The organism is Pseudomonas sp. 1L-E-NC-VB-C3 (assembly GCF_057291535.1).
Map to the genome: position 1 here is coordinate 68,495 of NZ_JBXAWD010000017.1, position 26,077 is coordinate 94,571.

The following is a 26,077-nucleotide window of genomic DNA, read 5'->3' on the forward strand; positions in this document are numbered from 1 at the left end:
GTCCTACCACACATCCTGCGGCCAATCCCGAGAACCGCTCCCCTGAACTAACCGGTTAAATATATGCGCCCATTGAAACAGGCAATTTATTCCAGCCGTACGGCTGACAAGTTTGTCGTACGTCTGCCAGACGGAATGCGTGAACGCATTGCCGAGGTGGCTCGCAATCATCATCGCAGCATGAACTCCGAAATCATTGCGCGCCTTGAGCAGAGTCTTATTCAGGAAGGCGCACTGGGCGAAGAGCTGAGCATGCGCCTGGACAGCCCGGAGCTGTCGCTGCACGAGCGCGAGCTGTTGCAGCGCTTCCGTCAGCTGTCGCACCGTCAGCAGAACGCCCTGGTGTCGCTGATCGCCCACGACGCTGAAATGGCCGCAGACGCGTCCTGAGTTATACCGAACATATTGAAGCCAGCATGATTGCTGGCTTTTTTTTGCCCGCGATATGACAGATGGCCGCTTGGCAATGGAGTGTGGCGAGGGGATTTATCCCCGCTGGGCTGCATGGCAGCCCCAAAAACAATGGGACTGCTGCGCAGTCCAGCGGGGATAAATCCCCTCGCCACCGTTACTTGTACTTGCGCCCGTATTTGTTTGGCAGGCACAAAAAAGCCCGTCGATTTGACGGGCTTTTCATTGCACAAGGTCAGAGCAGGAAGATTGTCGCCAACCCGAGGAAGATGAAGAAGCCACCGCTGTCGGTCATTGCGGTGATCATCACACTGGCACCCATCGCCGGATCGCGGCCCATCTTCGCCAGCGTCATCGGAATCAACACCCCCATCAACGCCGCCAGCAACAGGTTGAGTGTCATCGCCGCCGTCATTACCACGCCGAGTGACCAACTGCCGTAGAGCATGTACGCGACCACACCGATCACCCCGCCCCAGACCAGACCATTGATCAAACCGACCGCCAGCTCTTTGCGCATCAAGCGCGAAGTGTTGCCGGTGCTGACCTGATCCAGCGCCATGGCGCGCACGATCATGGTGATGGTCTGGTTACCGGAGTTGCCACCGATACCCGCCACGATCGGCATGAGCGCCGCCAGTGCCACCAATTTCTCGATCGAACCTTCGAACAGACCGATCACCCGCGATGCCACAAATGCAGTGATCAGGTTCACCGCCAGCCACGCCCAACGGTTACGCAGGGATTTCCACACGGAGGCGAAGATATCTTCCTCTTCGCGCAGACCGGCCATGTTGAGGACTTCGCTTTCGCTTTCCTCACGGATCAGGTCGACCATTTCATCGATGGTCAGACGCCCGATCAGCTTGCCGTTCTTGTCGACCACCGGCGCGGAGATCAAGTCGTAACGCTCGAACGCCTGAGCAGCGTCGTAGGCATCTTCGTCCGGGTGGAAGCTCACCGGATCGCTGGCCATCACTTCCGCGACCTGCTTCTCCGGATCGTTGACCAGCAGACGCTTGATCGGCAGCACGCCCTTGAGCACGCCGTCGTAATCAACCACGAACAGTTTATCGGTATGACCGGGAAGCTCTTTGAGGCGACGCAGATAGCGCAGAACCACTTCAAGGCTGACGTCCTCACGGATCGTCACCATCTCGAAGTCCATCAGCGCACCGACCTGATCCTCGTCATAGGACAGCGCCGAGCGCACGCGTTCGCGCTGCTGGTTATCCAGACTCTCCATCAACTCATGGACAACGTCTCGCGGCAGCTCGGAGGCCAGGTCAGCGAGTTCGTCGGCGTCCATGTCCTTGGCGGCAGCCAGGAGCTCGTGATCGTCCATGTCGGCGATCAGCGTTTCACGGACGGAATCGGATACTTCGAGAAGAATGTCGCCGTCGCGGTCGGCCTTGACCAGTTGCCAGAGCGTCAGACGATCGTCCAGCGGCAAGGCTTCGAGAATGTAGGCGACGTCGGCGGAGTGCAGATCATCGAGCTTGCGTTGCAGCTCGACGAGGTTTTGCCGGTGAACCAGGTTTTCCACGCGGTCGTGGTGCGGACCTTCCTGGCGATGAGTCAGGTCTTCAACGACACGCTGGCGCTGCAGCAACTCGACGACCTGAGCCAGGCGGTCCTGCAGGCTTTCCTGTGTTTTCTTTACTTCGATTTCGGACATAGGCGAACTCCACTCCCAGCAGCGGGGCACGCCGGAAGGATCAATCAGTCAATTCATGATTGGTGAAACGGTTTACTGAACAACTACTGGGTAAGTCCATGGAGGTTTTCCATAAGCCCCGGCGGGGCTGACGGGCGCAATGATACACGCCTGACGGTTTAAAACGTTGAAAAAATCACGGCTGAAACAAGCGCTTGCGAAACAAACCTGAGCACCTGCCTGACCCGTGCAAATGCGACGACTCATCTCGAAAAGAAAACACACCGGCAATGCAAAAAGCAGCGACTACCCTTGAGCTTAGATCGTCATGGAGGACATCGAATGCCAGCAAAACCAGCGCTTCTTCTACTGACCGCCCTGCTCCACTTCACGCCTGCCAACGCCACCACACTTCATCGTTGCCAGGCTGCTGACGGCAGCGTCACGTTTACGTCGATGAGCTGCGCAACTGGCGAGCAACTCTCAATTCAGGAGGTCCACCCGTATTCACCCGGCTGGGTCGCAATCATGCCGGAGTTCAATCACGAAGCTGTGACCGGCATGAAAGACAGCGGACGCGAACCGGGCATCGTCGGCGGCACTGAACATAAATGTGGAAACCTGATCGACAACAGACAGCGGCGCGAAGCGATCATCAATCGGCGAGTGATTGCCGGCATGAGTCAGCGGGACGTCGAAAGCGCACTGGGCAAGCCCGACAAGATCAACACCCGCACATCGACCACGAGCTATCGTTACGACCTCAAGCGAGGCCGCAGTGCTCAAATTGATTTTGATGAAAGAGGCTGCGTGAAGGGAAAAGCCAAATCCCGGACAGCAAAAAGCCCGCGTTAAACGCGGGCTTCTTGGTATATGGTGCACTCGACAGGATTCGAACCTGTGACCGCTCGGTTCGTAGCCGAGTACTCTATCCAGCTGAGCTACGAGTGCATTTTGTGTTTTTAGACCAGACCACAACTGGCTGAAGCCGAGTTACTCACCTTACAGCAAATAACTCTTAAATGGTGCACTCGACAGGATTCGAACCTGTGACCGCTCGGTTCGTAGCCGAGTACTCTATCCAGCTGAGCTACGAGTGCATTTGTTGCCGCGCATTATAGGCCGTCTAATCTCTATGTCAAACACTTTTTCTAGTAATTTCAACAACTTACAGAAGAAGCCAGATTACGACGTACTAAGCAAATAATGGCGGAGAACGGGGGATTCGAACCCCCGACACCCTTTTGAGGTGTACTCCCTTAGCAGGGGAGCGCCTTCGGCCACTCGGCCAGCTCTCCGCAACACGGGGCGTATATTAACCAGCTTCTTCCCCGTTTGCAAACATAAAAATCGATAAAAATTAATGGCTTGGTTCTTCGTCCTTCTCTTTCTTTATACGCAGGTAAATTTCCTCACGGTGCACCGCAACCTCTTTCGGAGCGTTGACGCCGATACGCACCTGGTTTCCTTTGACGCCGAGCACGGTCACGGTGATTTCGCCGTCACCGATAATCAGGCTTTCCGCGCACCGACGAGTCAGAATCAGCATACCTTTCTCCTTACGCCATTCATTTCAGGGACAACAGTCTGCAAAAAAAAGGCACCCGACCTACAACCGCAGCGATCGTAGCCCTACATGCCTGAGTATTGACCAGCGCGAGCAAAAGAACAGTTCCGGGGCTCGCGCCATTCAAAAATAAAGGGCGCGGTCAGACCGCGCCCTTCACAGAAGCGGATTACTCGCCCTGACGGGCCGGAGCATCCAGTTCGAAAGCCGTGTGCAGCGCGCGCACGGCCAGTTCCAGGTACTTCTCTTCGATCACTACGGAAACCTTGATTTCCGAAGTCGATATCATCTGGATGTTGATGCTTTCTTTTGCCAGGGATTCGAACATGCGGCTGGCCACGCCTGCGTGAGAACGCATGCCGACGCCGACGATCGAGACCTTGGCGATCTTGGTGTCGCCAACCACTTCACGGGCACCGATTTCGCGAGCGGTGTTTTCCAGCACGGTCTGTGCAGCCTGGTAGTCGTTGCGGTGCACGGTGAAGGTGAAGTCGGTGGTGTTATCGTGCGCGACGTTCTGCACGATCATGTCGACTTCGATGTTCGCGGCACTGATCGGGCCGAGAATCTTGAACGCCACGCCCGGGGTGTCTGGCACGCCACGGATGGTCAGCTTGGCTTCATCGCGGTTGAAAGCGATGCCGGAAATGATCGGCTGTTCCATGGTTTCCTCTTCATCAATAGTAATGAGGGTGCCCGGACCCTCCTTGAAGCTGTGCAGTACGCGCAGCGGAACGTTGTACTTGCCGGCGAATTCCACCGCACGGATCTGCAGGACCTTGGAACCGAGGCTGGCCATTTCCAGCATCTCTTCGAAGGTGATCTTGTCCAGACGCTGAGCGACCGGCACCACACGCGGGTCGGTGGTGTAGACACCGTCGACGTCGGTGTAGATCTGGCATTCATCCGCTTTCAAGGCCGCAGCCAGTGCCACGCCGGTGGTATCGGAACCGCCGCGACCGAGGGTGGTGATGTTGCCGTGCTCGTCGACACCCTGGAAACCGGCGACAACCACCACGCGACCAGCCTTCAGATCACCGCGAATCTTCTGGTCATCAATCTGCAAGATACGCGCTTTATTGTGCGCACTGTCGGTCAGGATCCGCACCTGATTACCGGTGTACGACACCGCCGGCACACCGCGCTTGATCAGCGCCATGGCCAACAGGGCAATCGTCACCTGCTCACCGGTGGAGACGATCACGTCCAGCTCGCGCGGAACCGGTTGTGCCTCGCCACTGATTTGCTTGGCCAGATCGATCAGACGGTTGGTTTCGCCGCTCATTGCAGACAGCACAACCACCAGGTCATCGCCGGCATCGCGGAATTTCTTAACCTTGTCGGCGACCTGCTCGATTCTCTCGACAGTGCCGACCGAGGTGCCTCCAAATTTCTGTACGATCAAAGCCATTTCAAAGCCGCCTCTGCCCATGAAGGGCGCCCAATAATCTTTCGAACAGTCGCCAGGCCCACCACTAGACTGCGGGCCTGGCGAGCCGTCTTATAAAGCCTGCTCGACGAATGGAACGGTCAGCGCCAGTGCGCCATCCAGCGCGCCGGCATCGACACCACCGCCCTGCGCCATGTCCGGACGACCACCGCCCTTCCCGCCCACTGCCGCAGCAGCCTGTTTCATCAAATCACCGGCTTTGAGTTGGCCAGTCAGGTCCTTGGTTACGCCTGCAACCAGTACGACCTTTTCCTCATGGACACCGCCGAGCAGGATCACTGCGCGGCCGAGTTTGTTTTTCAGCTGATCGACCAGCGCCAGCAGCGCCTTGCCATCCTGACCGTCCAAACGGGCGGCCAGCACCTTCACATCCTTGACGTCCACCGCCGAGGCCGACAGATCGTCGCCCGCCGCGCTGGCTGCCTTGGCCTGCAACTGCTCGAGTTGTTTCTCCAGCAGACGGTTGCGCTCCAGTACCGCCGAGAGCTTGTCGATCAGGTTGTCGCGGCTGCCCTTGACCAGGCTGGCCGCTTCCTTGAGTTGTTCTTCCGCCGCGTTCAAGTAGGCCAGCGCCGCAGCACCGGTGACTGCCTCGATACGACGCACGCCCGATGCCACACCGCCTTCGCTGATGATTTTCAGCAGGCCGATGTCGCCGGTACGGTTGGCGTGGATACCGCCGCACAGTTCGACCGAGAAGTCGCCCATGCTCAGCACGCGCACGCTGTCGCCGTACTTCTCGCCGAACAGCGCCATGGCGCCTTTGTTCTTCGCGGTTTCGATGTCGGTTTCTTCGGTTTCAACGGCGGAGTTCTTGCGAATCTCGGCGTTGACGATATCTTCCAGCTGCTTGATCTGCTCTGGCTTGATCGCTTCGAAGTGGCTGAAGTCGAAACGCAGGCGCTGACTGTCGACCAGCGAACCTTTCTGCTGCACATGCTCACCGAGCACTTGACGCAGCGCGGCGTGGAGCAAATGGGTGGCCGAGTGGTTCAGCGCGGTGGCGTGACGCACTTCGGCGTCGACGTGGGTTTCCACCGGCGCGCCGATGGTCAGGCTGCCCGAGGCCAGCACACCGTGGTGCAGGAATGCGCCGCCGGTCTTGGTGGTATCGCGCACGTCGAAGCGGCTGCTGCCGGCCTGAATGAAACCGCAGTCGCCGATCTGGCCACCGGATTCGGCGTAGAACGGCGTCTGGTTGAGCACGATCACACCTTCCTGACCTTCGCTCAGCACGTCGACCGACTGGCCATCCTTATAGATGGCAACGATTTTCGCCGAGCCGCTGGTGGCGGCGTAACCGGTGAACTCGGTGGCCACGTCGACCTTGACCAGGGTGTTGTAGTCCAGACCGAACGAGCTGGCCGAACGCGCGCGAACACGCTGCGCTTCCATCTCGCGCTCGAAGCCGGCTTCGTCAACGGTCAAGCCGCGTTCGCGGGCGATGTCGGCGGTCAGGTCCATCGGGAAGCCGTAGGTGTCGTAGAGTTTGAACACCACGTCGCCCGGCACCACGGTGCCTTTGAGTTCGGCCAGATCCTGCTCGAGGATTTTCAGGCCGTGCTCCAGGGTCTTGGAGAACTGCTCTTCTTCAGCCTTGAGGACGCGCTCGATGTTGCTTTGCTGCTTCTTCAGTTCCGGGAAGGCTTCGCCCATTTCGGCGACCAGCGCCGCGACGATCTTGTAGAAAAAGCTGCCGGTGGCGCCGAGCTTGTTGCCGTGACGGCAGGCGCGACGGATGATCCGGCGCAGCACGTAACCGCGACCTTCGTTGGACGGCAGCACGCCGTCGGCGATCAGGAAACCGCAGGAACGGATGTGGTCGGAAACGACTTTGAGCGACGACTGATCGCCGTTTTCGCAGCCGATCGCTTCAGCCGAAGCCTTGAGCAGGTTCTTGAACAGGTCGATGTCGTAGTTGGAGTTGACGTGCTGCATCACCGCACTGATCCGCTCCAGGCCCATGCCGGTGTCCACCGACGGCGCTGGCAACGGATGCAACACGCCATCGGCGGTGCGGTTGAACTGCATGAACACGTTGTTCCAGATCTCGATGTAGCGGTCGCCATCTTCTTCCGGCGAGCCCGGCGGGCCGCCCCAGATGTGCTCGCCGTGATCGTAGAAAATCTCGGTGCACGGGCCGCACGGGCCGGTATCGCCCATGGTCCAGAAGTTATCGGAAGCGTACGGCGCACCCTTGTTGTCGCCGATGCGGATCATGCGCTCGGCCGGCACACCGATTTTCTGTGTCCAGATGTCATACGCTTCGTCGTCGGTAGCGTAGACGGTGACCCAGAGCTTTTCCTTCGGCAGCTTGAGCACGCCGGTGAGGAAGGTCCAGGCAAAGGTAATCGCGTCGTGCTTGAAGTAGTCGCCGAAGCTGAAGTTACCGAGCATTTCGAAGAACGTGTGGTGACGCGCGGTATAACCGACGTTTTCCAGGTCACTGTTCTTGCCGCCGGCGCGCACGCATTTCTGGCTGCTGGTGGCACGGGTGTACGCACGTTTTTCCTGGCCCAGGAAGCAGTCCTTGAACTGGTTCATCCCCGCGTTGGTGAACAGCAGGGTTGGGTCGTTGCCCGGAATCAAAGAGCTGGAGGCTACACGGGTGTGGCCTTGCTCTTCGAAGAAGCGAAGGAAGGCTTCACGGATTTCTGCGCTTTTCATTAGGTTCTTCCACGGAGGCTGCGGCCAAAGGCCTGTTCGAAACGTCATGAGACGAAGCGACGGCAAAGGGCCGCATTATATCGGCCCTGCGCGCGGGGTACAGCGTGTTTATACGATAGAAACGGTCAATTGGACGGCTGACGCTGTCACTTGCGTGAAAACTCGACGAATGTCGCGATCACTTGCTCGATTTGCGCGCGGCTGACGTCCATGTGCGTGACCATGCGCAAGCGCGCAGCGGCGCTGAGCCTGATCCCGCGTTCGCCGGCAAAAACCTTGAGTGCTGCGGCCTTGTCGCCCATTTGCACATAAACCATGTTGGTTTGCACGGGCTCGACGACGAAACCGGCCTCACGCAGCCCCTCGGCGAGCAACTGCGCGTTGGCATGGTCATCCGCGAGCCGTTCGACGTGATGATCCAGCGCGTACAAGCCAGCCGCCGCGAGCAACCCGGCCTGACGCATGCCGCCACCGACCATTTTGCGCAAACGCCGCGCCTTGCCGATCAGTTGCTCGGAACCGCACAGCACCGAACCGACCGGTGCGCCGAGGCCTTTGGACAGGCACACCGACACCGAATCGAAATGCTGGGTGATCTCCCGGGCATCGACGCCAAGCTTGACCGCCGCGTTGTACAGCCGCGCGCCGTCCAGGTGCAATTGCAGGCCGTGTTCCTGAGTAAAGCGTCGCGCGCGCGCCAGATATTCCAGCGGCAGCACTTTGCCCTGCATGGTGTTTTCCAGCGCCAGCAAACGCGTGCGGGCGAAATGGAAATCGTCCGGTTTGATCGCGGCGGCGACCTGATCCAGATCCAGCGAACCGTCGGCCTGCACTTCCAGCGGCTGCGGCTGAATCGAGCCAAGCACCGCCGCCCCGCCACCTTCGTACTTATAGGTGTGCGCCTGCTGACCGACGATGTATTCGTCGCCACGCTCGCAGTGCGCCATCAGGCCGAGCAGGTTGCTCATGGTCCCGGTCGGCACGAATAGCGCGGCGGCAAAACCCAAGCGTTTGGCCAGTTCGGCCTCGAGGCGATTGACCGTCGGATCTTCGCCGTACACATCGTCGCCGGTGTCCGCTGCGGTCATCGCGTCGAGCATGGCGGGAGTCGGTTGGGTGACGGTGTCGCTGCGAAGATCGATAACGCTCATGAACCTGGCCTCTGGTCAGATGGGAAATCCCTTTGTGAAGTGGGATTACTGCGGTCATCGCACAGATTAATCAACCCTAGAACGAGGAAAAATCCCATTCTTCCTCGAGAAGACAAAGCCCATGTGGCAGCGAGCCTGCTCGCGAAAGCGGAGTAACAGTCAGCATCTTCGTTGAATGTGAAGCCGCTTTCGCGAGCGGGCTCGCTCCCGCAGTGTCATGTGCATGGCCGGGAAATATGTGTTACAAACTTGCCGCCGCCCGCCTATGGGCGGCGAAACGTTCTCAGGGCGGGGTGCAATTCCCCACCGGCGGTAATTGCGCGCAATGCGCATAGCCCGCGAGCGCTTGGCGCTGCACACGACTTGAGTCGGGTGCGTCGGCAAGGTCAGCAGACCCGGTGTGATTCCGGGGCCGACGGTCATAGTCCGGATGAAGAGAGAACGGGATCGACGCCAAAGGGCCGTCCGCGTGCATCCGTGCCTGCGTTCGCACCCTTGCATCCCTTTCGATTCATAACGCCCTGTTTTTCACACAAACAGGAGTCAGAACATGCAACCCACCGCTATCGACAGCAAAAGCAAACACCCCCAGGGCGAGCGCGTCGCGTTCATCCAGGCCTGCTGGCACAAGGAAATCGTCGACCAGAGCCGTAAAGGCTTCGTCGCTGAAATGCTGGTGCAGGGTTATCAGGAAGCGGACATCGACTTTTTTGAAGTCGGCGGCGCCTTTGAAATGCCGCTGCACGCCAAGCTGCTGGCCAAGTCCGGCCGTTACGCTGGTATTGTCGCCGCCGCTTTGGTGGTGGACGGCGGCATTTATCGCCACGAATTCGTCGCGCAATCGGTGGTCAGCGGCCTGATGCAGGTGCAGTTGGAAACCGAAGTGCCGGTGTTCTCGGTGTCGCTCACCCCGCACCACTTCCATTCGGGCGAAGAGCATCAAAAGTTCTTCTTCGAGCACTTTGTGCACAAGGGTCAGGAAGCGGCGCGGACTTGCGCGGATACGTTGCAGAAGATTCGCGCGTTGCGTCGCACGGAGCCGCGCGCGGTAGCAGTCTGATTCTCACATGATCGTTCCCACGCTCTGCGTGGGAATGCCTCAATGGATGCTCTGCGTCCGCTGTTGGGACGCGGAGCGTCCCGGGCTGCATTCCCACGCGGAGCGTGGGAACGATCACAACACGGGATGGGGTGAACTCAGGCGAGGTTTTCGTCAGTGGTCGGGACGATCAGAATGCCGGCGCGCAGGCCGTTCTTGACCTTGGGGTTGGGGAAGATGATCCGCGCGCCCTGCTCTTCGATCACCCAGCGGGTATTGGCCAGATCCTCGGCCAACACATAACCCGGCTCCAGCTCGGAAAAGTTCTCGATATCCGCCGGCAGATTCAGGCGGAACGCATCGCTGTGCTTGATGATTTCCCGCGCCACGCTGAACAGCTGCAAGCCATCCAGCCCTTCTTCTGTCTCCGGCTCAGCGCCTTCGATGATCTGCTTCAGGCGGGTTTCCAGCAGTGAAACGTTAACGCCGTCGTTCTGCCCGAACGGCCGCGCCTTGCCCAGTTCCAGGGTGAAAGCCTCGGCGTCGAGTTTGTCGTAGGTGTACGAACTGAACACGATGGATGGTTTGTTCTGCAACAGCACTGCTTCCATGCCGGCGGCGCGCAGGCGCGCCAGTTCGCGACGGGAATGCTGGCGCCCTTCCTTCCACGGGTACAAGGCGAACTGTTCGATCTTCGACCCACGAATCGCCGTGTGCAGGTCGTAGTGCAGACGCTCGCGATCGGGCTTGCTGAAGAAACTCGCCGCCAGCCGTTCCAGCTCACAGGCGCGCAACGCTTCCGAGCCGCTGCTTTGTTCGTGGCGACCGTTGAACAGTCGATTGACGTCCTGCTCGACGAAACGCTCGCCCTTGCGGATGGCTTCCGGGTTGCCGAACAGGAACAGAATGCGTGCGCGCGGCTTGAGATCGCCGCGTGCGATGTCGTGCAGCAGCCGATCGAGCAACTCGATCGGTGCCGTTTCATTGCCATGGATGCCTGCCGACAGCAGCAGGTCCAGGCCATTGTCGCGCGCTTCCGGGGGCCGCACTTCCAGCGCCCCTTCGCTCAACCAGCGCATGCGCACGCCTTCGACAGTCAGTTGAGTCTTCTCCGCCGGTTCGCGGCCGGCGAGGGTCAGTTCAAGCAGTTTGCCGAGGGCGAGCATAGAGCGGTTTCCTTAGTGGTCGTGGTTGCAATCCGGGCCGTGTACGTGATCCTCGTCAGCGCCGAGGTCAGCCGGTTCCATTTCCAGTTGCAGACTTACCAGATTAGTCGCCAATGGGCGCAGCAGCAGGTTGGCGTACTCTTCGTCACCTTCCTCAACGTCCACGCCGATCAGCAGCTGGCCACGGCCGTCCTGCTGGATCCACAGCTCTTTGCCTTGCCACATGACCGCAACGCGGGTGCACGAGGTTTGCAATTGCGTGCCGTCGGTGTCTTCAAGGATCAGCTGCAGGGAATCGCTCATGTTTTTACTCTCTTGGGGTGACACGCCGCGCGCCACGTTCGGGCAGCGCGCTGGCGATCAATTGATCTGGAAGGGATAAACCGCGCCCAGTTTAAGGATTTGCGTCAGTTCATCCAGTGCCGTCCGGCATTCAAGCAACAATTGCGGGTCCGCCAGATCGGTTTCGCTCAGGCGGTCGCGGTAGTGCTTTTCAACCCATGCGGTCAACGAACCGTACAACGGGGCCGTCATGATAACGCCTGGGTTGACCGCCGCCAGTTCGGTTTCATTCAGCGCCACGCGCAGACGCAGGCACGCTGGGCCACCGCCGTTCTGCATGCTCTGCTTGAGATCGAAGACTTTAACTTCGCGGATCATTCCGCCGGAGCTGGTCAGGCTCTGCAGATAAGCCCAGACGCGTTCGTTGGCCTGACACTCTTGCGGCACGATCAACAGCATCGAACCGTCAGGACGCGAGAGCAACTGGCTGTTGAACAGGTAGGAACGCACCGCGTCATCCACGGTGACTGCCGAGCGCGGCACGCAAACGGACTGGAAGTTACCGCCGACCTTGGCCAGTTTGCCTTGCAGTTCGGCGAGCATCTTGTCGGTCTCGAGGAACGCATCCTCGTGATAGAACAGCACTTCACCGTTGCCCACGGCGATCACGTCGTTGTGGAACACACCCTGATCGATGACGTTGGGATTCTGTTGCGCGTAGACCACGCCTTCGTCACGCAGACCGTGCAGACGCGCGACGGCTTGCGAGGCTTCGAGGGTCTGCCGTGCAGGGTATTTCTGCGGCGCCGGGAAACGGTTGTCGAACGCACTGCGGCCGAACACAAAAAACTCGACGCCAGCGTCGCCGTACTCACGGCAGAAACGCGTGTGGTTGGCCGCGCCTTCGTCGCCGAACTGCGCCACTGCCGGCAATGCGGCGTGATGGGCGAAGTGCTGTTGATTGGCGAACATCGCGCCGAGCACGCGGCTGGTGGTCGGGTGTTCGATGCTGCGGTGATATTTGCAATTGAGGTTGGCAGCGGTGAAGTGCACGCGGCCGTCAGCGGTGTCGGCACTCGGGCTGACCGTGGCGGCGTTGGCCACCCACATGCTCGACGCCGAGCAACTGGCGACCAGCAGCGGCATCGCTTCCTTGGCGGCGCGCTCGATCACTTGCGCGTCAGTGCCGCTGAAGCCCAGACGGCGCAGCGCCGCCACATCAGGACGTTCCTGCGGAGCCAGCACGCCTTGCTGAAAGCCCATGTCCATCAGCGCTTTCATTTTTGCCAGACCTTGCAGCGCCGCTTCCTTCGGGTTCGAGGATTGCTGACTGTTGCTCTGCGAGGCGACGTTGCCGTAGGACAGACCACCGTAGTTATGGGTCGGCCCCACTAGACCGTCAAAATTGACTTCATAGGATTTCATCAGCGAGGCTCCACGAGAATCTGTTGTTATAGGCTTCAGTAACTATTCTTTGCGACCGCAGTGCGGCCTTCGCGAGCAGGCTCGCTCCCACAGGATTTAGGTTGGACACAAAATGTGTGAACACCACTGAACCTGTGGGAGCGAGCCTGCTCGCGAATGGGCGCTACGCCATTTTCACGCCAGGCGTCAGAGCCGATGGCAACACCAGGCTCGGGGTTTCCAGCGACGCCACCGGGTATGCGCAGTAGTCCGCTGCGTAATAGGCGCTGGCGCGGTGGTTGCCCGAGGCGCCGACACCGCCGAATGGCGCGCTGCTCGCGGCACCAGTCAGTTGTTTGTTCCAGTTGACGATGCCGGCGCGGCTTTCCAGCCAGAACTGCTGGTAACGCGCTTCGGAATCGGAGAGCAAACCGGCGGCCAGCCCATAAGCGGTGTTGTTGGCTTCACTGATCGCCGCACCGAAATCGGCATAGCGGATCACTTGCAGCAGCGGCCCGAACAGTTCTTCGTCCGGACGCTCAGCCACGGCCGTTACATCGACAATGCCCGGGGTCAGCAAAGCCGACTGCGCCTGTGGCTGACTCATTTCCAGCAGCGCCACCGCGCCGTTGGCCAGCAATTGCTCTTGCGCATCCATCAGCGCTTTCGCCGCGCCGAGGGAAATCACCGAGCCCATGAACGGCGCCGGTTGCTGATCGAAGGCACCGACTTCAATGGTCGAACTGACTTCAACCAGACGCTTGAGCAGGCTGTCGCCCCACGCGCCTTGCGGCACCAGCAGACGGCGGGCGCAAGTGCAGCGCTGGCCGGCGGAAATGAATGCCGACTGAATGATCGTGTACACCGCCGCGTCCAGATCAGCGACCTGATCGACCACCAGCGGGTTGTTGCCGCCCATCTCCAGCGCAAGGATCTTGTCCGGACGCCCGGCGAATTGCTGGTGCAGATGATTGCCGGTGCGGCTCGAACCAGTGAAGAACAGACCGTCGATACCCGGATTCGCCGCCAGAGCGATGCCGGTTTCCCGCGCGCCCTGCAGCAGGTTCAACACGCCTGCCGGCAGGCCGGCTTCGATCCAGCACTTGACCGTCAACTCGGCGACTTTCGGCGTCAGTTCGCTGGGCTTGAACAGCACGCTGTTACCGGCCAGCAGCGCCGGGACGATATGACCGTTAGGCAGGTGACCCGGGAAGTTGTAAGGACCAAACACCGCAACCACGCCGTGGGGCTTGTGGCGCAACACGGCGGTGGCGTCGCCCAATGGGCCGCTCTTTTCCCCGGTCCGCTCGCGGTAGCTCTGCACCGAAATCGCGATTTTGTTGACCATGCTGGTGACTTCGGTCGCAGCTTCCCATAGCGGTTTGCCGGTTTCTTCGCCGATGGTGCGAGCCAGTTCGTCAGCGTGGTTTTTCAACGCAGCAGCAAAAGCTTCGAGGACGCTGATGCGCTCCTCGAGGGTGCGACGTGCCCACTGAGGAAATGCCTGGCGAGCAGCCTGAACCGCCGATTCGACCTGCGCGACAGTGGCGCCCTCGCCCGCCCACAGCACTTGCTGGGTCACCGGGTTCAAAGATTGAAAGGCCTCGCCCTGACCGGCCAGCCACTCACCTGCGATGTATAGCGAATTCATTATTTCGACTCCCGTGCAGCGGACAGCGCCACGGCGCGAACCTGATCGCCGGCGCTGAGTTGAAGACGTTTCGCGGTCTGCGGATCGACCACCAGGGTGCCCGCAGCCAGGCGCGCTGGTGCAGCCGTGATGCGGCAATCCTCGCGCTTGCGGTTGTGGATGATGAACGGCGTGGCGTCATCGCCCGGCGTGCCTACGGCCAGCACCAGTGCTTCGCTGTCACGCACCGCGCGGATCTTGCTGGTTTCGCATTCGATGGCCGGGCCGGCGTCGAAGATGTCGACGTAACCCTGGTAGCTGAAGCCTTCGCTCTTGAGCATGGCCAGCGCCGGCTCGGTGTCCGGGTGCACCTGGCCGATGACGTTGCGCGCGTCCGGCGAAAGGAAGCAGGTGTACAGCGGGAATTTCGGCATCAGTTCGGCGATGAACGCCTTGTTGCCGACGCCGGTCAGGTAATCGGCCTGGCTGAATTCCATCTTGAAGAAGTGCCGACCGAGGCTTTCCCAGAACGGCGAGCGCCCGGCGTCATCGGACACGCCACGCATTTCGGCGATGATCTTGTTGCCGAACAGCTCCGGGAACTCAGCGATGAACAGCATGCGCGCCTTGGACAGCATCCGGCCGTTGAGGCCGTTGCGGTAATCAGCGTGCAGGAACAGCGAGCACAGCTCGGAATTGCCGGTCAGGTCGTTGGCCAGAAACAGCGTCGGGATTTCGCGGTAGATATTCAGCTCTTGCGAAGCGCTGACCGTCAGACCGACGCGGAAGTTGTACCAGGGCTCACGCAGGCCGACCGCGCCGGCGATGGCGGAAATCCCCACCACGCGGCCGTCATCGTCTTCGAGCACGAACAGATAGTCCGCATCGCCACGCCCGGCTTCGCCGCGAAAGGTCTTCTCGGCCCAGCCGACCCGGTGGGTCAAGCGCTCTTCGTTGGCCGGCAATGTGGTCAGGCCGGTGCCGGTGCTGCGGGCCAGGTCGATCAGCGCGGATAAATCGCTGCTGCGTACGGGACGAACAATCATGCTATCTCCTCAAACGGGCCGCTCGCGCCACCCGTGAAACTCGCTAAGGCGTTAAACCGCCACCAGGCGCACGCTGGCACCTTCACCGACGCCCAGGGCTTCGGCCGCTTCCATATCCAGCGTCACCGGTTTGCCCGGCGCGTAATCCAGCTCGAGCAACACCGCGCGGTAATCCTGCAACTGCGCATTGGCCACCAGGTACTGACGCCCGGCACCTTTCACTGGCTCGCCGATCTTCACCGGCACCACGCGGCTCTGAGCGATCGAACGGATCCCGGAAACCCGTGCATGCAGGGTCGGGCCGCCGTCGAAGATGTCGATGTAGTGATCGGTTTCGAAGCCTTCGCGCATCAGGATGTCGAAAGTGATCTGCGCACGCGGGTGCACCTGGCCCATCGCCTCTTGGGCGGAGTCCGGCAGCAGCGGCACATAGATCGGGTAATGCGGCATCAGCTCGGCGAGGAAGGTGCGGCTTTTCAGCCCGCACAGGCGCTCGGCCTCGGCGTAGTTGAGGTCGAAGAAATTACGTCCGATCGCATCCCAGAACGGCGAGTCGCCATTCTCGTCGCTGTAACCGACGATCTCGGTCACCACCGAATCGGCAAAACGCTCTGGATGGCTGGCGACGAACAGCAGACGGCCACGGGAATTGAGCTCGGCCCACGGCGATCCAACCAGTTCGCGCTGCACATAGAAACTGGTCAGCAGGCTGTTGCCGGTCAGGTCGTGGCACTGCGAGAGCACGTGGATCTTGTTGTGGATCTTCAGCTCGCGGGAGGCGTGGACGAAAGTCTCGTTGCGGAAGCTGTAGAACGGCTCCGAATAACCGGCGGAAGCGACAATGGCCGAGCAGCCGACCAGTTTGCCGGTGCTCGAGTCTTCGAGGACGAAGAAGTAGCTCTCTTCACCGTTGAAGCTCACTTCGGCGGCAAACGAAGCTTCGCTCGCGGCGATCTTGTCGCTCAGACGTTCCACGTCATCCGGCAAGGAAGTGACACCAATCGGGCTGTCCGCAGCCAGACGCTGTACCTCGCCCAGATCAGCCATTTGCGCGGGGCGCATCACCAGCATGGTGTCACTCCTTTCTCTTCAATATTCACAGAAAAAACCGGGCCCACATAAAGATCGATGCAGGAATGGGACTTGTGGCGAGGGGATTTATCCCCGCTGGGGGGCGAAGCACCCCCAAAAATCTGGGGCCGCTGCGCAGCCCATCGGGGATAAATCCCCTCACCACAGGTTCAATCCAACAGGTGAATGTGCCCGGTATCAAAAATTGGTTCGGCGCCGGAAAAACTCCAGGCGCCGAAAGGTCCATCAGGCTTGCGTCAACTTCGCCGCAGCACGTTCGAAGCGGTCGAGACCGGCATCGATATCGGCATCTTCCACCACCAGGCTCGGGGCGAAACGGATCACGTCCGGGCCAGCCTGGAGAATCATCAGGCCTTCCTGTTCGGCGGCGTTGAAGATGTCCTTGGCCTTGCCTTTCCACGCTTCGCTCAGCACGCAACCGATCAGCAGACCGAGACCACGCACCTGAGTGAACAGGCCGTATTTCTCGCCGATCTGTTGCAGGCGGGTCTTGAACTTGTCGTGCTTGGCGTTCACGCCGTTCAGCACCTCAGGGGTGTTGACCACGTCGATCACCGCTTCGGCGACGGCGCAGGCCAGCGGGTTGCCGCCGTAAGTGGTGCCGTGGGTGCCGACGACCAGATGTTTGGCCAGCGCTTCGGTGGTCATCATTGCCGCGATCGGGAAACCACCGCCCAGGCTCTTGGCGCTGGTGAGGATGTCCGGGGTCACGCCGTAATGCTGGTAGGCGAACAGCTTGCCGCTGCGGCCCATTCCGGTCTGCACTTCGTCGAACACCAGCAGCGCGTTGTTCGCGTCGCACAGTTCGCGGGCACCTTGCAGGTAAGCCAGCTCGGCCGGCAGTACGCCGCCCTCGCCCTGGATCGGTTCCAGCACGACCGCGCAGGTCTTCTCGGACACCGCGGCTTTCAGCGCGGCCAGATCGTTGTAGGGAACGTGGGTGATGCCAGTGATTTTCGGGCCGAAACCGTCGGAGTACTTCGACTGGCCACCGACGTTGACGGTGAACAGGGTACGGCCGTGGAAGCTGTTCAGAGCGGCGATGATTTCGTATTTCTCGGTGCCGAAACGGTCGAATGCGACGCGACGGGCCAGCTTGAACGCGGCCTCGTTGGCTTCGGCGCCGGAGTTGCAGAAAAACACGCGCTCGGCAAACGTGGCGTCGATCAGCTTGTGCGCCAGACGCAGGGCCGGTTCGTTGGTGAACACGTTGGACACGTGCCACAGCTTGTTCGCCTGTTCGGTCAACGCGCCGACCAGCGCCGGATGCGCATGGCCCAATACGTTGACGGCAATCCCGCCGGCGAAGTCGATCAGCTCGCGGCCGGCCTGATCCCAGACCCGGGAACCGGCGCCACGCACCGGAATGAAAGCGGCAGGCGCGTAGTTGGGAACCATTACCTGGTCGAAATCGGCGCGTTGTACCGCAGCGTGCTCAACGGACATCGGAGTCTCCTGAAGAGGAACACCCGCCTGGAACTGGCGAGCGATGAGGGGATTGTAAGGACAGTTGGGTGCCCGGCCTTGTCGCCAAGCGACAACTTCTTATAGCGCAAACCCCGGATTTTCCCGGGTTTACGGCAATGCGACATATAGCGTCGCAAAGGCGCAGTTTACCGGGCGCGGCCGATTTGCGGCAGGTCGCGCAGGATACCAAGTCAGCCCCCACGGCAGAGACATAAATATCTACCGCACGGTGGTCGCTTGCCGCTGATTTGCTGAGGGTTCTTCCCAACGCCAAGGAATGGCCATGCATTTGTCTGAAGCACCCCCATCGACAACCCCGGACGCCGTACATGACGCGCAACATGCGGACGAGCATTACCAACCACTGAAAAACGCGATTCCGGCCTGGCTGGGCGACACCTCAGCCACGCGGCGCGAAGCGCTGAAGAACAGCGTCCCGCAACAGCCGGCCGCGCTCAAGGTCGCGCCAGCCGAACAGCACGCGTTGATGAAAAGCCTTGGGGCGGCGCATATCACCGCGCAGAGCCGGGTCGACAAGAGCCTTGAGCACTTGCAGGACGCTGCCGCCTTCGCCGAGCCCCTGCTCAAGGCCGAGCTGAAAAGCTGCTTCGATCTGGAACTGGATGTCAGAAACACCTACGTGCGCCTGTACATTCCTGCCACCACCCCATGGTTTCCGATCCGCACCGGCGCCCGCGCCTGGTCCGTGTCACTGCTTGAGGCGGCACTGCATAACTTCGAAGAAAGGGAAACCGAAGACGACGCCTTCGAAGCCGAGTCGACATTTACTAGCGCACCTTCGGCTACAGGACAGTTTGAAACCCTGCCCGACATCAAGGCGAAACTGAGCATTCCCGCATTCACAAAACTGTGCCGTCGACTGGATATCGGCGCGAAATACAAAGCCAGTCTGGAAGACAATCTGGGCTACTCCGATCCGATGGTCGCGTCGGTCTTGCGCGGCAAGATCGACGCCAGCCAGAAGGCCGCGATGAAATCGGCCCTGCAATGGGCGCGGATGAACCGCGACGTGTCGGAAAACGCGGTACGCCTGATCGAAGCCATGCTCGACGGTGTGAAAGGCCTGCATGTGCACGGCGCCCCGCTGCTGTGTCATGACATGACGATGCTTTGCGCACCGCTCACCGGCATCGTGGTATTCGCCCCGGACCTGTACATGACACGCAATGCAGCGCGCGTCGTCGCCTACGTCCCGGATGACCCCGAACATCCGTTCAAGGAGTACGCCTCGCCATTGGAAATGGTCGTGGAACTGACGCGCCAGTTGCGCTCCAGGGACTATCAGCAGTTCTTCAGCCGCTTCGTCAATCACGACCAGCGCGGCTTCTTCTTCAGCACCCTCAACAGCCGGCTGAGTGAAATCCGCTGGCACCCGCACGAACCCGGCGACCCTCGGCCGGCGTGGCGCGAAGCCGCAGTGGAGCGGCCCGATCTGCAGACTGCGCTGACGCCGTTTTACGACGATGTGTGGCAACACCTGTACCAGGCAAAACTGAACAAGATTTTCAATGACGCCCGAACCATTGCCGTACCGACTGCGTTGGTCGATCAAAGGGCGCGCTGGGCGTTCTGGGATTCGCTGCTCAACATCCTCTCTTCCATCGCCCAGACCGCCGCGATGATCGTCGCGCCCTTCGTGCCGGTGCTCGGTGAAGCGATGATGGCGTACATGGCCTATCAGATGCTCGATGAAGTATTCGAAGGCATTGTCGAGTGGGCGCAGGGACGCACGACCGAAGCGGTCGAACACTTGATGGGCACCGTGGAATCGATGATCCAGCTGGGCATGTTCGCCGTCGGCGGCGCGATTGGCGCGGCCGAGTTTCGCAAGGTATTGCCCAAGGAAATTGTGGCGTTCATCGACCGCTTCAAACCGGTACAACTGGCCAATGGTGACACCCGCTATTGGCAACCGGATCTCGAACGCTACAAACATCCGCAGCGCCCGAGTGCCGATTCGCAACCCGATGCCTTGGGTCTGCATACCCATGAAGACAAGCGCCTGCTGCTCCTGGAGGACGCGCACTTTGCGGTCACGGAAAGTCAGGTGCCGGGGCAGTACCGCATCGAACATCCGAGTCGCCCCGACGCATACCAACCGGTGCTGCGCCACAATGGCGAAGGTGCCTGGCACACTGAACTGGAGCAACCGCTGGAATGGGATGGCGCAACCGCGCTGCGCCGTATCGGCCCTGCGGTCGAGAGCTTGTCCGCGAGCGAGCGCGAAACCGTGCTGCAGATCAGCGGAACCAGCGAAGACGCGTTGCGCAAAATGCATGTCGAGCAGGAAAGCGTTCCGCCTCTGCTGGCCGACAGCATCCAGCGCTTCAAGATTGATCAGCAGTTGCAACGCTTCATCGACCAGCTCGACAGCGCTGACGCTGAAGTTTTCTTGCGCGCCGACCCGGCCATGCAACTGCAGGTGCTCAGCGAATACGGCCGCTGGCCAGGCGACCAGTGCCTGCGTCTGCTCGATCGCCAAGGCGAGCAACTGTGGCAATCGTCTGCCGACACAAGCCTGCCGGTAATCGAACTACGCCACGACACGCTGGCCGGTGGCGACGTGCTCAAAACCCTGCTCCAAGCCCTCGACGAGACGCAGATCAAAACCTTGCTGGACGAGCCCTTCGCGGGACCGACGCCGTCCATCGAGGTCCGCAGCCACAACCTGCGCAAACAAGTGGCCGACCTCGCCAGACGCAACACCAGCGCGCTGTTCGAGTCACGCTATCAAGCCCTCCAGCACCTCGACGACCCGCTGGCTGCACGACTCAAGATTCACCCTCCGCAATTGCCGGCCAGCATTACCCGCGAACTGCTCGATACCGCGACCGGCAGCGAACTGTTGCAGATCAGCGAAGGACAATTGCCCCCGCGCCAGCAAGCACTCATGCAGATGGCCAGTGACGAGGTGCGCGTTGCCCGCGCTTATGAGGGCCTTGAGCTGGATTCGGTGAGCAATCACGACTCTGATTCTCTGGCGCTGCACAGCCTCAAATTGTTGCCGGGCTGGAGCGGCGATGTACGCATCGAAATCCGTGACGGGCGCTACGAGGGCCGGTTACTGGACACGATCGGCCGTGACGATGCGCCCGAATACAAGGTGCTGGTTCGCCGCGACGATGGCCAATACCAACCTTATGACGATCGTGGGCAGCAGCTGCATTCGCTCGCTGATTTCTATTCCAGCCTGTTGTACGCATTGCCCGACAGCGAGCGCCAGAGCCTCGACATGCGGATCGGCCAGGGTCAGGCGCTGAAGGCGGCCATTCGTGAACGCACGCTCGAGCGCAACGAGTGGCGTCAGGTGATTGCCCATTCGCAGTCCCGAGCACCGGCTGTCGACACCCTGCGCCTGCTCGGTACCGACGGTTACGCCCATGCTCCGCGTCCGCCGCGCCCCGCTTACCAGCCGCACACCCTCGAAGAAGACATCCGAGTGCTCTATCCACGCATGTCGAACCATGAAGTGCGCTTCCTCGCCGAAAGCATGCGAAGCAGTCCCGCAGGCCCGCGCGCCGAAATGCTTCGTTTGCAAAATGACTACCTGCAATTGCAGAACGAACTGCATGTCTGGGCCAACAATCCGCCCGCCGTGCACCCGGAAACCGGCACGGCGCTCACCTCGCTGGAGAAGCGCGCCGAAATCCAGAATCGCAGGCTGCTCAGGGAGCAATTGCTCAAAGCCTGGAGACGGGAGCACGTCACGGGTATCAATCACCGGGGCTTTGCCGCCGGATACGCCTTGCGCCTTACACCTGCGGTGATGGGCGACTTGCCCGTGTTGTCAGCAGACTTCAGTCATATCACCTCGCTCGCCATTGATGGCAGCCCGATGACCACCTCCGTCGACAGCTTTCTGCAGTCCTTCAGCCAGTTGCAGAATATCGATGCGCGCAATCTCAATCTGTCGAGCCTGCCGCAAGCACTGACTTCGATGCGCTCGCTGCGCGAATTGCGCTTACGCAATTGTCGGATCAGTCTGACGACGGTCACAGAGTCAGTGCTCGCGGCCATGCCGCAGCTCACCCTGCTCGATCTGCAAGGCAATGCGCTGGGCCTGCCTCCGGACCTGCACACACTGCCTTCGTTGCGCTACGTGAACCTGTCGGATACCGGCATTCACACGGTGCCCGACGATCTGCTGGATCATCCGCGCCTGATTTCGGCGCAATTCGATCACAACCGCATCACGCGGATACCGGACAGTTTTTTCAACCTGGCAAGCTCCCTCAGCGATGGTTATACCTTCGCCGATAACCCGTTGACGGCGGCTTCTCGCGAGCGGGTAAAAGTGTTCTACGAGCACACCGGAAGGCACTTCGGCGTCCGGCCCGTGCAGGAGGATCTGCAACGCACCATCACCTTGTTTCCATCCCTCGACACGGAAGGCGCAACACAGGTGCTGTACCGATTGCCCGGGCCATTGGCGGAGTGCGGCGCACAGTTGTCCCGCTGGGAAAACGAACTCGGCGTGCTGAATCTCGAACTCAGTCAATGGATCAACCAGGCCACCGTGACCGCCTCTGAGTCGGGGGAACGTCTTCCCCTCGAGGCACAGGCCCGCGAACTGGAGGCCCGGCGATCCTTTGCGCAACAGATCGAGCAATTCTGGCGCAGCCCGCCCCTGTACCCGCGCCTTGAAGAACTCAGGGCAACGGCGACGTTCAGTGGGGATATGCCGATACTCAGCGCCGGTCTCGAGCGCGCGACGCAGCTGAACCTCACCGGCACCGCCAATAGCACCGCTGCCCTGCGCTTCGTGGAGTGCTTCCCCAACCTTGCCAAGCTGAAAATGAACGGTTTCGAACTGGGACCGCTTGCGCTGGGCGAAGCAAAACTGCCTCAACTGAGCGATCTGGAGCTGAAAAATTGTGGCGTGGTCATGACCCCGGAAAACCAGGCTGCGCTGCTGTCACTTGGCAGCCTCGACTCGCTGGACCTGAGCGACAATGCGTTGGGTACGTTCCCCGACCTGAACTCGTTGCCCGAATTGATCTATCTCGATCTGTCCAACTGCGGGCTGACCGTCGTGCCTGAAGGACTGGCCAGCCATCCGGGGTTGCGAACCGCAGTGCTCGCAGGCAACCGCATCACGCAACTGCCCGAGGCGCTGTTCGACCTCCCCGCCGAGCGCAGTGACGGCATTGACCTTGCCGACAACCCGCTATCGGCCGCCACCCGCGACCAGATCAAAAACTACTACCGCCTCCATCGCAACGACTTCGACGTACTGGCGGCCGAGCCGGACGTGAGCCTCGCCCGGCAGTTGTTTCCCGGTCTGAACAAGCAAGAGGCCAGCGAGATGATTTACGACTTGCCCGGCGACCTGGCCGACGGTCGCCAACAGCTGCTTCGCTGGCAAGCAGAACAGCAACAGATGCGCGATGACCTGACCCGCTGGGCCTTGGCAACGCCGTCTGCGCACCCGGTTACCGGTCAGGCCTTGAGCGCAAGCGAGCGTTTGGCGCAACGATCCGCACGCTCGGACTTCAAGCAATTGATAAAGGATTTCTGGGGCGAAAGATCGATGGGTACCGGCAGGCGCACGACTTCTTTCGCGGCAGACCTCAAGTTCCTCGGCGAAATGCCGCGCCTGACGGTCAACTTCGATCACGTTACCAGCCTCAAGCTGGCGGGCAACGTGACGATCGCGGGACTGGAGCCGTTCGCTGCCTTGTTCCCGAATCTTCAGATGCTGGAACTGAAAGCTTTCACACTCTATGACATCCCTTCATTCGTCAGCCGTCTGCACTATCTCAAAGAGCTCAAACTCAATGACTGCGCGCTGACGCTTACCCCTGCCGGGCAGCAGGTACTTGGCGCGCTGCCCGAGTTGCGGTTGCTCGATCTGAGCCATAACCCACTGACAAACGCGCCAGACCTGACAATCCTGCCCAAGGTGACGAACTTCTCGCTCGGCCATAGCGAACTGACGAGCGTGCCGAAGGGCATCGCCGAGCATCCGCTGCTGCGAGAGCTCCATCTCAATAACAACCAGATAACCGTGCTGCCCGACGCTGTTTTCAGTTTGCATCCCGAGCGGGCCGACAGCGTCTATCTGAACGACAATCCTCTCTCCATGAATGCCCGCGAGCGCGTCAAGCGCTACTACGCCGCACAAGGGCGCAACTTCCGGATCAAGCCGGCATCGGCTGACATTGCCATAGCGCAGAGACTGTTCCCGCGACTGGGCGAAAACGCTGCGATCAACATGATTTATCGCCTGCCCGGGACATTACAGACCGGCACGGCGCAACTGATCAGATGGGAGGCGGAAATCGCCCGCATGACCAGTGATCTCAACACATGGAGCGCGCGCCTGCCGGTCAACAACCCTTCGACAGAGCTGCCCTGGACTGCGCCGGAAAGATTTGCAGAACTCGCTGCCAGACAAAGATTCAGCAGCGACCTTGAGAAACTCTGGCGCGGCCGGCAAAACGAAAACTCAGCCCTGCGGTTCAATACTTTCGAAGCCGATGCGACATTCACCGGCGAATTGCCGGAACTGACCGCTGACTTCAGCCACATCACGCATCTCAACCTTCAGGGCAATCCGGGGCTGAACATTCCCGATGGTTTTTTCCGAAGCTTCAGCGGGCTGCGCGGACTGGAACTGCAGGATTTCGCCTTGGGCCGGATACCCCAATCGCTGCCAAGCCTGCCGTTGCTTGAGAGGTTGATGCTGAGCAAGTGCCAGATCACTCTGGATCCTGCCGGACAAGCGATCCTGTCCACGATGACCCGATTGAAATCTCTGGATTTGTATAGCAACCCTCTGCAGGTGACGCCCGATCTATCGACCCTGCAGAACCTGACGTTCATCGACCTGATCAACACCGGCATCGATAGTGTTCCCGCCGGGCTGGAACAGCTGCCGCACCTGGAAGTCGCGTTGCTGAGCGACAACAACATCAGCGAATTGCCGGCGCAACTGACGCAGTATTCCGATCGCGGTATTGAATTGGGCGGCAACCCGTTGTCGGTTGCTTCCAGAGAACGGATCAAGGCCGCATTTCAGGCCAAGGCTGACAACTTCGGTGTCTGGGTCCAACAGCAAGACATCGATCTGGCGCAAAGCCTTTATCCATCGCTGTTCGGCTTCGATGCCAACGATCTGGTCTACAAGCTTGCGGGCACGCTGGCCGATGGACGTGTTGAGCTGATGCGCCGCAAAACCGAACTCACCAGCCTGCTCGAACGCCTGGATAGCTGGGCCAACGAGACTCCCAACGATACTGACACGCAGATGCCGCTTGCGACCGAAGCGGCAGCCAGGGAAAGACTCAACCGCCAGCACTTCAGGCAAAACCTCGAAGACGACCTGCGCCGTGCGCCCTCGTTCCTGACAGGGCCAAGGGTCAGCTGCGAGTTGTCGTTTACCGGTGAGCTGCCGCCGCTGACCGCGCGTTTCGACCACATCGAACAACTGAAACTGACCACCACAGCGTCCGCTGCGCCTCGGATCGATCGTCTGCTGGAGCTGTTCCCGAAGCTCAAAGGCATCGACATCCGCAATTATCCGCTGGGCGAGTTTCCCGCCCCGATTTTCGCCACGGAAAGGCTGCGCAGCCTGTATCTGCCGGGCTGTGAAATCACGCTGACTGCGCAGACCGCAGGAGCATTCGCAACGCTGAGAAACCTGAGTTCGGTGGACCTGAGCGACAATCCGCTCAACATCGCTCCGGATCTGAGTCATTTCCCGCAGATGACCGATGTGCGTCTGGGCAACTGTGCCTTGAGCAAGGTGCCTGACGGCCTGTTCGGACTGCCTCGATTGATGTACGCCGACTTGTCCGGAAACGCGATCACCGAGTTGCCGGGCGAGTTTCCTTTACAGCCCGGCGACGTGCTGACCGAATACGACTTCAGCGACAACCCGCTGACTGCCGAAAGTTTGCAGCGCCTGCAGCGGTATGAGGCGGCGTATCAATTGCGCCTGCTGGAGCAGCAGTCGAGCAACGACACCGCGTATCAGACGATTGAGGATTTCCATGATTTCTCCGGCGGCATGGAAATCGATTGAG

16 protein-coding genes, 3 tRNA genes and 1 riboswitch are annotated in these 26,077 nt (G+C 60.3%); of the genes, 4 read left to right on the forward strand and 15 right to left on the reverse strand.

Annotated elements, in window-relative coordinates; genetic code table 11:
• Positions 1–63: 63 nt before the first annotated feature.
• Positions 64–390 carry an Arc family DNA-binding protein gene (locus tag AC0Z5Z_RS23450; RefSeq protein ID WP_003178899.1) on the forward strand — a complete coding sequence of 109 codons (327 nt, stop codon included), beginning with the start codon at positions 64–66 and terminating at the stop codon, positions 388–390.
• A 256-nt stretch (positions 391–646) separates the two neighbouring features.
• On the opposite strand, the gene mgtE is transcribed toward AC0Z5Z_RS23450, so the two are convergent.
• Positions 647–2,089 (reverse strand): magnesium transporter, encoded by a 1,443-nt coding sequence (gene mgtE / locus AC0Z5Z_RS23455; protein ID WP_016773597.1) that lies wholly within the window; start codon positions 2,087–2,089, stop codon positions 647–649.
• Between the two features lie 321 nt (positions 2,090–2,410).
• On the opposite strand from mgtE, the gene AC0Z5Z_RS23460 reads away from it, so the two are divergent.
• Positions 2,411–2,923 (forward strand): hypothetical protein, encoded by a 513-nt coding sequence (locus AC0Z5Z_RS23460; RefSeq protein WP_056788070.1) that lies wholly within the window; start codon positions 2,411–2,413, stop codon positions 2,921–2,923.
• Positions 2,924–2,942: 19 nt separating this feature from the next.
• Here AC0Z5Z_RS23460 and AC0Z5Z_RS23465 read toward each other — a convergent pair.
• The 7 genes from AC0Z5Z_RS23465 to ltaE form a co-directional block, all read right to left on the reverse strand.
• Positions 2,943–3,019 (reverse strand) — tRNA-Arg (locus AC0Z5Z_RS23465).
• A 72-nt stretch (positions 3,020–3,091) separates the two neighbouring features.
• Positions 3,092–3,168 (reverse strand) — tRNA-Arg (locus tag AC0Z5Z_RS23470).
• Positions 3,169–3,275: 107 nt separating this feature from the next.
• Positions 3,276–3,366: transfer RNA gene (locus AC0Z5Z_RS23475), tRNA-Ser, on the reverse strand.
• 62 nt (positions 3,367–3,428) lie between these two features.
• Positions 3,429–3,617 (reverse strand): carbon storage regulator CsrA, encoded by a 189-nt coding sequence (gene csrA, locus AC0Z5Z_RS23480; protein ID WP_002554426.1) that lies wholly within the window; start codon positions 3,615–3,617, stop codon positions 3,429–3,431.
• Positions 3,618–3,804: 187 nt separating this feature from the next.
• Complete coding sequence (locus AC0Z5Z_RS23485; RefSeq protein ID WP_016773595.1) at positions 3,805–5,046, reverse strand: aspartate kinase; 1,242 nt, start codon at positions 5,044–5,046, stop codon at positions 3,805–3,807.
• Positions 5,047–5,136: 90 nt separating this feature from the next.
• Entirely contained in the window at positions 5,137–7,752 is a 2,616-nt protein-coding gene (alaS, locus tag AC0Z5Z_RS23490; RefSeq protein WP_423664223.1) for an alanine--tRNA ligase, read from the reverse strand.
• Positions 7,753–7,898: 146 nt separating this feature from the next.
• Positions 7,899–8,903 (reverse strand): low-specificity L-threonine aldolase, encoded by a 1,005-nt coding sequence (gene ltaE, locus AC0Z5Z_RS23495; protein ID WP_485611704.1) that lies wholly within the window; start codon positions 8,901–8,903, stop codon positions 7,899–7,901.
• 275 nt (positions 8,904–9,178) lie between these two features.
• Positions 9,179–9,350: riboswitch (FMN riboswitch) on the forward strand.
• 103 nt (positions 9,351–9,453) lie between these two features.
• On the opposite strand from ltaE, the gene AC0Z5Z_RS23500 reads away from it, so the two are divergent.
• The gene (locus AC0Z5Z_RS23500; RefSeq protein WP_024014011.1) at positions 9,454–9,963 is read left to right on the forward strand and encodes a 6,7-dimethyl-8-ribityllumazine synthase; all 510 of its coding nucleotides are present in this window, start codon (positions 9,454–9,456) and stop codon (positions 9,961–9,963) included.
• Positions 9,964–10,100: 137 nt separating this feature from the next.
• Here AC0Z5Z_RS23500 and astE read toward each other — a convergent pair whose 3' ends face one another.
• The 7 genes from astE to AC0Z5Z_RS23535 form a co-directional block, all read right to left on the reverse strand.
• Positions 10,101–11,108: a succinylglutamate desuccinylase gene (astE, locus tag AC0Z5Z_RS23505; protein WP_150637549.1), complete on the reverse strand. Its 1,008-nt coding sequence runs from the start codon at positions 11,106–11,108 to the stop codon at positions 10,101–10,103.
• Between the two features lie 12 nt (positions 11,109–11,120).
• Entirely contained in the window at positions 11,121–11,411 is a 291-nt protein-coding gene (locus AC0Z5Z_RS23510; RefSeq protein ID WP_016773591.1) for a hypothetical protein, read from the reverse strand.
• Positions 11,412–11,468: 57 nt separating this feature from the next.
• A complete protein-coding gene (astB, locus tag AC0Z5Z_RS23515; protein ID WP_406227189.1) occupies positions 11,469–12,815 on the reverse strand; it encodes an N-succinylarginine dihydrolase in 1,347 nt (448 codons plus the stop codon).
• A gap of 163 nt (positions 12,816–12,978) precedes the next feature.
• On the reverse strand, positions 12,979–14,448 hold the full coding sequence (gene astD, locus AC0Z5Z_RS23520; RefSeq protein ID WP_191637001.1) for a succinylglutamate-semialdehyde dehydrogenase: 1,470 nt from the start codon (positions 14,446–14,448) through the stop codon (positions 12,979–12,981).
• Entirely contained in the window at positions 14,445–15,470 is a 1,026-nt protein-coding gene (gene astA / locus AC0Z5Z_RS23525) for an arginine N-succinyltransferase (protein WP_024014014.1), read from the reverse strand. Before astA ends, astD begins: the two co-directional genes overlap by 4 nt.
• Before the next feature lie 51 nt (positions 15,471–15,521).
• Positions 15,522–16,541 carry an arginine/ornithine succinyltransferase subunit alpha gene (gene aruF / locus AC0Z5Z_RS23530; RefSeq protein ID WP_024014015.1) on the reverse strand — a complete coding sequence of 340 codons (1,020 nt, stop codon included), beginning with the start codon at positions 16,539–16,541 and terminating at the stop codon, positions 15,522–15,524.
• Between the two features lie 246 nt (positions 16,542–16,787).
• A complete protein-coding gene (locus AC0Z5Z_RS23535; protein WP_016773586.1) occupies positions 16,788–18,008 on the reverse strand; it encodes an aspartate aminotransferase family protein in 1,221 nt (406 codons plus the stop codon).
• A gap of 304 nt (positions 18,009–18,312) precedes the next feature.
• Here AC0Z5Z_RS23535 and AC0Z5Z_RS23540 point away from each other — a divergent pair, with 304 nt between their 5' ends.
• Positions 18,313–26,076, forward strand: coding sequence for a dermonecrotic toxin domain-containing protein (locus AC0Z5Z_RS23540; RefSeq protein WP_485611705.1), 7,764 nt, complete (start codon positions 18,313–18,315; stop codon positions 26,074–26,076).
• Position 26,077 lies beyond the last annotated feature (1 nt).

Excerpts from the sequence above, each read along its gene's own strand:
- AC0Z5Z_RS23450 (WP_003178899.1), top strand. The coding sequence starts at position 64 with ATGCGCCCATTGAAACAGGCAATTTATTCCAGCCGTACGGCTGACAAG.
- mgtE (WP_016773597.1), bottom strand. The coding sequence starts at position 2,089 with ATGTCCGAAATCGAAGTAAAGAAAACACAGGAAAGCCTGCAGGACCGC.
- AC0Z5Z_RS23460 (WP_056788070.1), top strand. The coding sequence starts at position 2,411 with ATGCCAGCAAAACCAGCGCTTCTTCTACTGACCGCCCTGCTCCACTTC.
- csrA (WP_002554426.1), bottom strand. The coding sequence starts at position 3,617 with ATGCTGATTCTGACTCGTCGGTGCGCGGAAAGCCTGATTATCGGTGAC.
- AC0Z5Z_RS23485 (WP_016773595.1), bottom strand. The coding sequence starts at position 5,046 with ATGGCTTTGATCGTACAGAAATTTGGAGGCACCTCGGTCGGCACTGTC.
- alaS (WP_423664223.1), bottom strand. The coding sequence starts at position 7,752 with ATGAAAAGCGCAGAAATCCGTGAAGCCTTCCTTCGCTTCTTCGAAGAG.
- ltaE (WP_485611704.1), bottom strand. The coding sequence starts at position 8,903 with ATGAGCGTTATCGATCTTCGCAGCGACACCGTCACCCAACCGACTCCC.
- AC0Z5Z_RS23500 (WP_024014011.1), top strand. The coding sequence starts at position 9,454 with ATGCAACCCACCGCTATCGACAGCAAAAGCAAACACCCCCAGGGCGAG.
- astE (WP_150637549.1), bottom strand. The coding sequence starts at position 11,108 with ATGCTCGCCCTCGGCAAACTGCTTGAACTGACCCTCGCCGGCCGCGAA.
- AC0Z5Z_RS23510 (WP_016773591.1), bottom strand. The coding sequence starts at position 11,411 with ATGAGCGATTCCCTGCAGCTGATCCTTGAAGACACCGACGGCACGCAA.
- astB (WP_406227189.1), bottom strand. The coding sequence starts at position 12,815 with ATGAAATCCTATGAAGTCAATTTTGACGGTCTAGTGGGGCCGACCCAT.
- astA (WP_024014014.1), bottom strand. The coding sequence starts at position 15,470 with ATGATTGTTCGTCCCGTACGCAGCAGCGATTTATCCGCGCTGATCGAC.
- aruF (WP_024014015.1), bottom strand. The coding sequence starts at position 16,541 with ATGCTGGTGATGCGCCCCGCGCAAATGGCTGATCTGGGCGAGGTACAG.
- AC0Z5Z_RS23535 (WP_016773586.1), bottom strand. The coding sequence starts at position 18,008 with ATGTCCGTTGAGCACGCTGCGGTACAACGCGCCGATTTCGACCAGGTA.
- AC0Z5Z_RS23540 (WP_485611705.1), top strand. The coding sequence starts at position 18,313 with ATGCATTTGTCTGAAGCACCCCCATCGACAACCCCGGACGCCGTACAT.